Raw genomic sequence first — 8,263 nt, forward strand, 5'->3', positions numbered from 1 at the left:
AGAGCGCCGCCAACGTGGACGAGACGGCCGACTCAGCCGAATCCGAGGGCCCCGCGGAACGCGCGATCGCCGCGTTCGCCCGCGGCGACCCCGTCCTCGTCCACGACGCTGCCGACCGCGAGGGCGAGACCGACCTGATCTACCCCGCCGGCGCAGTCACGTCCGACGCGGTCGCCCGGCTCCGCAACGACGCCGGCGGCCTCGTCTGCGTCACGCTTTCGGATGGCGTGGCGAGCGCGTTCGATCTCCCGTTAACGCGGGAGATCGTCGATCACCCGGCGGCCGACGGCGACGAGCTGGCCTACGGCGATCGCTCATCGTTCTCGCTCACGGTGAACCACCGCGACACCTACACGGGGATCACCGACGACGATCGGGCGCTGACGATCACCGCTCTCGGCCGGGCGGCCGCCGCACCTGAAGAAACCGACTTCGCGGCGGCGTTTCGCGTGCCCGGCCACGTCCACCTCCTCCGTGGTGCGCCAGGGCTGCTCGCCGACCGCCGTGGCCACACCGAACTCGCACTCGCGCTCGCGGCGGCCGCCGACTGCCCGCCTGCGGCCGTGGTCTGTGAGATGCTCGACGACGGGGGCGGGGCGCTCGCGCCGGCGGACGCCGCGGCGTACGCCGATCACCACGGCCTCGTCTACGTCGAGGGGGCGGCGCTCGTCGAGCGTCTCGGTCAGTAGCCTCCCTAATCAGAACAGGCCCGTGATGAACCCGAGTCCCATGAGGACGAGCACGACCGCCGAGAACACGGGCAGATACGGCGTGTATTGTTCGACTCTCTCCTCGTAGCTGTGGTAGCCAGCGACCAACAGCATCGTCAATCCGACGATGCCGACGACGACGGTGATCGCGTACGCACTCATCAGTTCGAGACAGTGGTTCGATCCGGTACACAGCGCGATGATCTCGAACTCCTCCTCGTGGGCGAAGCCGAGGACGAACGCGAACCACGCGATCCCGAACAGATCACGCTCGGCAGCCTCGTCGAAGTCGTCGTGGGAGTGCTCGTGTGAACCGCCGCCGACGAACGGAAGCGCCCCTTTGATCCGAGCGAACAGCCCGTCGTTCGATTCCGCCCGATCACCCTGGGGATGCGAGTGGCCGTCGTGACGGTGTGCCCCTCCGTCGTGCTCGTGCGTGTGAGAATCATGCGTCCGATCCCCATGGTCGTGAGAGCCACTCGTTCCGTGAGAATGGCCGCCGTAGTATTCGCGGAGCCCGAGAAGGACGAGTAAAACGCCGGCGACGAGGCTCACTGGTCCGCCGATGCGGATGGTCGTCGAGAACAGATCGATCGGGATCGGCTCGTTCACCTGGGTGAGGCTGAAATACGACTTCGCATAGAAGAACACGGCAACCATCGCCAGACTGCTGATGAGATGCCCGACACCGAGGAGCAGACTCGCCGCGAAGCCGGACACCCACTTGTTCGTCTGGTCGAGTGCGTACGCGGCAGCGACCGGCCAGCCGTGGCCGGGTTCGATACCGTGGACGAACCCGAGCGCGACGGCTCCGACGAGCAACCCCAGCGCCTCCGTGTGGAGCATTCGCGTTCGCCTACGATGGCTCGGCGCAATAGCGTTGTCGCCGATACGTCGACAGCACCCGCACGGGTGGACTCCGGTTCGTCGTGCTCGCCGACTAGTCGTCGGCGGGCGCTGTGGCGTCGGCTCTCGCACTCGACTGACTCACGCCGTGGCCCGTGTACGCCATCACGAACAGCGCGAGCGGCGAGAGAAAGCCGAAGAAGTAGTACGGGACGAACGTCCACGAGGTCGCGAAGCCGAGCACGCCCGCCATGTAGACCGCACCGGCGTGCCACGGGAACAGGGGACCGGAGGGCGTGCCGGCGGCCTCGACCGCGCGCGAGAGGTCGGTCGTTTCGAGGTCGTACTCGTCGTAGAGGCTCCGGAGGCTCATCCCCGGCACCACGATGCTCATGTACTGCTGGGCCGAGAACGCGTTCGTCGCCATCGCGGCGACGCCGGTGCCCGCGACGAGCGAACTCGGCGACCGGATCGCCGCCGCGAGATGGTGGGCGAGCGTTGCGAGAATCCCCGTGCGTTCGAGCAGGCCGCCGAGCGAGAGCGCGGCGACGACGACCGCGATGGTCCACGCCGAGCCGGCGATCCCGCCGGTCGCGAGCAGCCCGTTCACGACCTCGCTCCCCGTCTCCGGGGCGGTGCCGTTCAGGAACACCTCCCACGCACGGGTGAACGACGCGCCCTGGGCGACGGTCGTGGTGAGCGCACCGGCGAAGACACCCGCCACCAGCGCCGGGAGCGCCGGATAGCCCGCGATCGCGAGCCCGAACGTGACCAGTAGTGGGAGGAAGACGAGCGGGCCGAGCGCGTACGTCGCGGCGAGCGGATCGCTGATCGCGGCGACGTCCGCTCCCGCGCCCGTGACGGCGACCACGCCGAGTGCAGCGTACGCGAGCACCGAGAGGCCGAACGCGACGAGCGTGCCGAGCCGCATCGCGGTGATGTGCTCGTAGAGGTCGGTGTCGGTGACCGCCGCCGCGAGGTTCGTGGTGTCAGAGAGCGGGCTCTGCTTGTCGCCGGCGTACGCACCCGACACGATCGCACCCGCGGTCATCGGTGCGGGAACGCCGAGTCCTTCGCCGATTCCGAGAAAGGCCACCCCGAGCGTTCCCACAGTGGTCCACGAGGAGCCGACCGCGAAGGCCACGACCGCGGCGAGGACCGCTGCTACAGGAAGAAAGACCGTCGGCGAGAGCAGGCCGAGCCCGTAGTACATCAACCCCGGAATCGTTCCGGCGCTCGTCCACGTCGCGATGAGCCCGTAGATCACGAACAGGATCAGGATCGCTTGCAGTCCCATCCGGAGGCCGCTCGCAGCGGCGTCGTAGACGCCGTCCCAGTCGTAGCCCAGCCGATACCTGGCGAACAGTCCCGTAAAGGCGATGGCCCAGAGCAGCGGTCCGTGTGGCGCGAGGCCGAGATAGCCCGACCCGATCCCGAGGGCGAGAACGACCGCGGCGACCGGCACGAGCGCCTCGGCGAGACTCGGCCGTCGCGACGGCTCGATCTCCCCGTACTCGAGCGGTGCGAAATCACTCATCGACAGCCAGTAATTCTCGAAGGTAATTAAGACGCTCGATCAAATTATTGTAGGGAATTTTTGGTGCGCCGTGGACCGGCAAGCGTTGCCCGAACCGTCACTCGTGGTTTTAAGATGTGGCCGATCGATCCTTCGAGTATGAGCGGCTTCGACGACATGGACGTCGACACGATCTGGATGGACGGCGAGTTCGTCGACTGGGACGACGCCCAGATCCACGTGCTGACCCACGGCCTCCACTACGGCTCGGGCGTGTTCGAGGGCGTCCGGTGTTACGACACCGAGCGCGGGCCGGCGATCTTCCGGTGGAACGAACACCTCGATCGGTTTTACGACTCCGCGAAGCCCTACGACATGGACATCGAGTTCTCCCGAGAAGAACTCACCGACGCCACCCACGAACTCATCGAGCGCCAGGACCTCCAGTCGTGTTACATCCGTCCGATCGCGTTCTACGGGTACAACACGCTCGGCGTGAGTCCCCAGGACTGTCCCACCCGGGTCACGATCGCGTGCTGGCCGTGGGGCGCATATCTCGGCGAGGAGGCGCTCGAAAACGGTGTCGACGTGATGGTTTCGTCCTGGCGCAAACACGCCTCCAGTCAGATCCCGACGAACGCCAAAACGACGGGCCTGTACGTCAATTCGATGCTCGCCGGTGAGGAGGCCCGCAGAAACGGCTACGTCGAGGCGATCGTGCTGAACAAGGAGGGCAACGTCGCCGAGGGTCCCGGCGAGAACCTCTTTCTCGTTCGCGACGACACGATCTACACGCCCGGTCTCGCCGAGTCGATTCTGGATGGGATCACCCGCCAGACCGTGATCGAACTCGCCGAGGAGGCGGGCTACGAGGTTCACGAGGAGTCGGCGATCAGCCGTGGCGAACTCTACACCGCCGACGAGCTGTTCTTCACCGGCTCGGCGGCCGAAGTCACTCCCATCAAGACCGTCGACGACGTCACGATCGGCGCTGGTGAGCGCGGCCCCGTCACCGAGGAGCTCCAGTCGCGCTTCTTCGAGGTGGTCGAGCGCCGGACCGACGACCACGACGAGTGGTTCACGTACATCTAGAACCCACCTTTTTACTTTGCTACGAGACGGCGAAGCCGTCTCGGCATGACGAAAGACGCCGGAGGCGTCTTTCGAACCACGTCGGGTGTCCTCGTGCTCGCTTCGCTTGCGCTGCGGGCACCTCTCCTCGTAAAAATCTGGACCAAAAACTCCCGCTCGCTCACTTCGTTCGCTCGCGGTAGGTCGCCAGCGCTTTCCGCAACCGCACAGCACCGCCGAAGCCCTCGCTCCCCTCCGGTCGCTCGCCCTTCATCCGCCAGGCCCGCAGCCCCACCGCTATCGGCGGTGCGGTGACGAACGACGAAAACCGAAATGGACGGTCTACGCCGCGCTCTGACCGTAGGTCTCGTCGAGGTAGGCGACGATGTCGTCGGATTCGGCCATTCCGTCGACGCCGTGCTCGTGGTCGACCAGGACTGGCACGCCGGTCTGACCGCTGACCTCCTCGACTTCGGTGCGCTCGCTGTGAGAGCTCGGCACCATGTGCGAGTCGTATTCGAGATCGAGATCGGCGAGCTTGTCCTTCACCTTCGCACAGTACGGACAGCCTTCCAGCTCGTAGAGTTCGAGGTTCGACATCAACAGTAGATAGGCGACGTGGATTCAAGAGGCCTCCGGTGGTGTGCGCCCCGCCCGCCCAGCCACGCTCACCGTGACAGCCGCGATCGGGCGCGTCCGGCCGCGTGGCGGATTCGCTCGCGGTGGTAGAGCCCCTCGCCGAGCGCCCACGGGAGTCCGACGAGCACCGCGCCGAGGAGGGCGGCGAACGACCAGCTCGACAGCCACACCGGCCGGACGAACGGCGTGACGTGGGCGTACCGTTCGGCGACTGATTCGACCGTCGTCCCGATCGGCGTCCCCGCCGCCACCGACGCGACCCACGTCGAAAACTGGACGCCGTCGGTCACTCCCTCCCCGGCACCGCCCGAGACCTCGTAGCTCCCGGTGGCGTTCAGGTCGGTCATCGTCGGGCCGTGCGAACCGCCGACCGAGGCGTTCGCCGGGTTCGAGCCGTTCGCATCGTCCGCTCCGGTCGCGCTGAGCCGCTCCGCGTCGTAGGGTGCCCACGGCGCGTAGTACTCCCAGACCACGTCACCCGTCGGTGTGACCTCGATCACGCGGTGGTTGAGCGAGTCCGTGACGAGCGTGTTGCCGTTCGGCAGCCGGTCGGCGTCGCGCGGCCAGTTGAACCCGCCCGACAGCTCCCACGTTCGCTCCCACTCGCTCCCGTTCCCCGACTCTCCGACCCGTGCGTACTCCACGATCCGGTCGTTCTCCGAGTCGGCCACCAGGATCGTGGGGGTGCCGTTCTCGCTTTCGAGGTAGTCGGGGTTGTGCTGTTCGAACAGCGTTCCCAACTGGCCGTCCCGCCCGAGTCGCATCGTGATCTCTCCGGTCGAGCGGTCGACCACGATCACCTGATCGAAGTTCCGGGGCGAGGCGAGATACCGCCCCTCGCCGATCTTGTCGACGTCGTTGACGTGCGACCAGTCCGCCGAGAAACCGCCGTCGGTCCCGTTCGGGAAGTGCTCCCTGAACTGCCACTCCCAGACGATCTCGTCTTCGCCCCGATCGTAGACGAACAGTCGATCGTTGCTCACGCCCGAACTCCCGTTGTACTCGCGCATGTTGGCGACGAGGAGCTGATCGCCGTTCACGAGGTCGACATCGTGGGTGTCCTCGGCGTCGAAGCGCTCGGTCCAGACCCGCCTCTGAGTCCCGGGATCGAGCTCGAACACCACCGTGTCGCCGGGCACCGTCGAGGTCACCAGTAGGTTCCCGTTGGCGAGCGGATCGACGTCGTAGAACCACCGTGCGTTGCGCTTCGAGCCGTCGGAGACCCACTCGGTTGCGGCACGCGGTCCGGCCGCAACCAGCCGTGCCGGCTTCTTCGCGTTGCCGACGCCCTCGAAGTGAAACCCCTGGACGCTGACGACCGTCGATCCGTTCGCCGGTTGCTCGACCGTTCCGGGACCAAGCGACGGCGGCTCGTAGGCGACCGCCGAGACGGCTGCGGCGACCACGAGCGATCCCACCACGATGCCGAGAACGCCCCGGAGGAGCCAGCGTCGCGGCGGGAGGTCCATGCCGCCCCACACCGCCGGGCGACTGTATCGTTTGCGATCGGTTTCACTCCTCTTTCCGACGAGTCATCGTTCCGCTCTCTGTCGGTCTTCCACGCTGTGGGCATTCGCTCACGCCGCGGGTGTTCGCCCACGGGAAAATGATTGTTCAGAGTACGGGCGAAAACTAGTAAGTAATCTTATATTATTCTCCAGCAATAGAAACCCATGGCTCACATCGACGGTCGAACGGCGGTGACGGCGGGACGGGCGGCCCCACGGTTGGCGACCGATGGTTCGACAGCCTCCGGGGGTCGAAGACTGTGCGCCTCCAGTCGCACAGCCGTCCCCGGGAAACGCCGTCGAAACGGGACCAGCGTGCGAGGTGGACGGCGATGAAACGACGCCACCTCGTGATCGTGGCCCTCGCTGCTCTGGTGGTGGGGATGGCGGTCGCGGTCGTCGGGACGGGAGTGCTACCGCTGGCAGGCAACGCCGACGCGCCCGCCGAGAGCAGTGCGGGATCACAGCCGGACGACTCGATGACCGTCGACGACGTCTCCGCTCGCAACCAGACGGCCGAGGGTGTCGTCTACCTCGACGTCGCCGTCGATGGTGACCTCGATCGGGAGACCCTCGGGCGCTCGCTGACGGGAATGTACGAGGATCGGGCGACGAACGTCAGCTCGATCGACTTCCTCGCCGTCGAGGAGAACACCGTCACGGTCGCCATGGCGACCGACGGCCGCTCCAGTTCGGACCAGGTCGAAGACCGTGTCGAGCACCACCTCGACGACATGAATCCGGACGACGAGACAGGGGACGGAAGCACGACCGACGAGAACGAGGACGGTGCCGCCGACGCCGAGGACTCGGCGGACGATACCGATCCCGCTTCGGGGAACGATGCCGATTACTCCGCTGATTCGGCCGGTTCTGCGGGCTCATCCGCTTCCGCCGACTCGTCCGATTCCGCCACCGAGTCGACCCCGGAGCGGTGCCGACCGGAGACGGTGTTCTACCAGCTCGACTTCGTGGCCGGCGAGCCGATCGAAAACCTCCGTGGGCCGGAGGGCACCTACACGCCGGACGACCTGATCCGGTTCGCCCACGGCAGCACCGAGGAGCCACTCGTCCGCTCCTCGGACGGGGAGTTCACGACCAACGAGAGCCTCCGGCGTGCCGTCGAGAGCCGGGCCATCACCGTCGAGGACGGCACCGCGGAGATCACGTTCTCGATCAGGGAGGGTTCCGAGCCGGTCGAACTCACGCTCGCGAGCTACGAGAAGCCGGGCCGGTTCTGGAGCCCCGAAACCGAGTCCGAACAGGAGTTCATCGACTCGGATACCGAGACGTTCGCGCCCGGCGGGCCGTACACCCTGCACGTCACTCTGCCCGAAGCGGATGTCGGGCCGTGCAAGACGGTCGACGAGGAAGCGCCAACGGACACGGCGACCGACACGCCAACCGATACGATGAAGCCGGACAAGGCTGCGGTCGAATCCACCGAGAAACCGCCGGCTGGCGCGACGCCGACCGAAACGACGACCGAGACTGAAACCAAAACCCGAAAACCGCAGGAAACGCCGACCGCGACGACCACACAGAAGACTCAGGCACCGCAGGGTGCGCCGACTGCAACGCCGACCGAGAAGCCAACCGCGACGCCGACTGAGACGACCACGCAGAAGACTCAGGTGTCACAGGGTACGCCAACCGACGCGCCGCCAACCGACGCACCGCCGACTGATGCACCGACCGCGACGACCACGCAGAAGACTCAGGTGTCACAGGGTACGCCGACCGAGACGCCAACCGCAACGCCGACCGAGACGACTACGCAAAAGACTCAGGTGCCACAGGGCGCGCCGACGGAGACGCCAACCGCAACGCCGACCGCGACGCCGACGCCAACTGCAACGCCGACCGCGACGCCGACGCCAACTGCAACGCCGACGCCAACTGCAACGCCAACGCCGACGCCAACCGTAACGCCGACGCCAACTGCAACGCCGACGCCAACTGCAACGCCAACG

Annotated in this window: 7 protein-coding genes; 3 read left to right on the forward strand and 4 right to left on the reverse strand. The window is 66.7% G+C overall.

Translation table 11 applies throughout. The features are described from left to right. Window positions 1-14: 14 nt before the first annotated feature. Window positions 15-689 carry a 3,4-dihydroxy-2-butanone-4-phosphate synthase gene (gene ribB, locus TX76_RS09195; protein ID WP_049901892.1) on the forward strand — a complete coding sequence of 225 codons (675 nt, stop codon included), beginning with the start codon at window positions 15-17 and terminating at the stop codon, window positions 687-689. 9 nt (window positions 690-698) lie between these two features. On the opposite strand, the gene TX76_RS09200 is transcribed toward ribB, so the two are convergent. Together TX76_RS09200 and arcD are read right to left on the reverse strand one after the other, a co-directional pair. Then, window positions 699-1,556, reverse strand: coding sequence for a sulfite exporter TauE/SafE family protein (locus TX76_RS09200; protein ID WP_049901844.1), 858 nt, complete (start codon window positions 1,554-1,556; stop codon window positions 699-701). Window positions 1,557-1,650: 94 nt separating this feature from the next. Then, a complete protein-coding gene (arcD, locus tag TX76_RS09205) occupies window positions 1,651-3,093 on the reverse strand; it encodes an arginine/ornithine antiporter ArcD (protein ID WP_049901846.1) in 1,443 nt (480 codons plus the stop codon). A 138-nt stretch (window positions 3,094-3,231) separates the two neighbouring features. Between arcD and TX76_RS09210 the strand changes: the two genes are divergently transcribed. Beyond that, entirely contained in the window at window positions 3,232-4,164 is a 933-nt protein-coding gene (locus TX76_RS09210) for a branched-chain amino acid transaminase (protein WP_049901848.1), read from the forward strand. A 321-nt stretch (window positions 4,165-4,485) separates the two neighbouring features. Here the strand turns inward: TX76_RS09210 and TX76_RS09215 are convergent, their stop codons facing one another. Both TX76_RS09215 and TX76_RS09220 read right to left on the reverse strand, forming a co-directional pair. After that, the gene (locus TX76_RS09215) at window positions 4,486-4,743 is read right to left on the reverse strand and encodes a glutathione S-transferase N-terminal domain-containing protein (protein ID WP_049901851.1); all 258 of its coding nucleotides are present in this window, start codon (window positions 4,741-4,743) and stop codon (window positions 4,486-4,488) included. 68 nt (window positions 4,744-4,811) lie between these two features. Next, window positions 4,812-6,251: an aryl-sulfate sulfotransferase gene (locus tag TX76_RS09220; RefSeq protein ID WP_049901853.1), complete on the reverse strand. Its 1,440-nt coding sequence runs from the start codon at window positions 6,249-6,251 to the stop codon at window positions 4,812-4,814. A 371-nt stretch (window positions 6,252-6,622) separates the two neighbouring features. Here TX76_RS09220 and TX76_RS17585 point away from each other — a divergent pair. Further along, window positions 6,623-8,263: hypothetical protein (locus tag TX76_RS17585; RefSeq protein ID WP_049901856.1), on the forward strand; the 1,641-nt coding region annotated here is incomplete at its 3' end.

Origin of the sequence: Halococcus agarilyticus (assembly GCF_000334895.1) — an archaeon.
Taxonomy (GTDB): domain Archaea; phylum Halobacteriota; class Halobacteria; order Halobacteriales; family Halococcaceae; genus Halococcus; species Halococcus agarilyticus.

Coding starts and splice junctions, on each gene's coding strand:
- TX76_RS09215 (WP_049901851.1), bottom strand. CDS start 4,743: ATGTCGAACCTCGAACTCTACGAGCTGGAAGGCTGTCCGTACTGTGCG.
- TX76_RS09220 (WP_049901853.1), bottom strand. CDS start 6,251: ATGGACCTCCCGCCGCGACGCTGGCTCCTCCGGGGCGTTCTCGGCATC.
- arcD (WP_049901846.1), bottom strand. CDS start 3,093: ATGAGTGATTTCGCACCGCTCGAGTACGGGGAGATCGAGCCGTCGCGA.
- TX76_RS09210 (WP_049901848.1), top strand. CDS start 3,232: ATGAGCGGCTTCGACGACATGGACGTCGACACGATCTGGATGGACGGC.
- TX76_RS09200 (WP_049901844.1), bottom strand. CDS start 1,556: ATGCTCCACACGGAGGCGCTGGGGTTGCTCGTCGGAGCCGTCGCGCTC.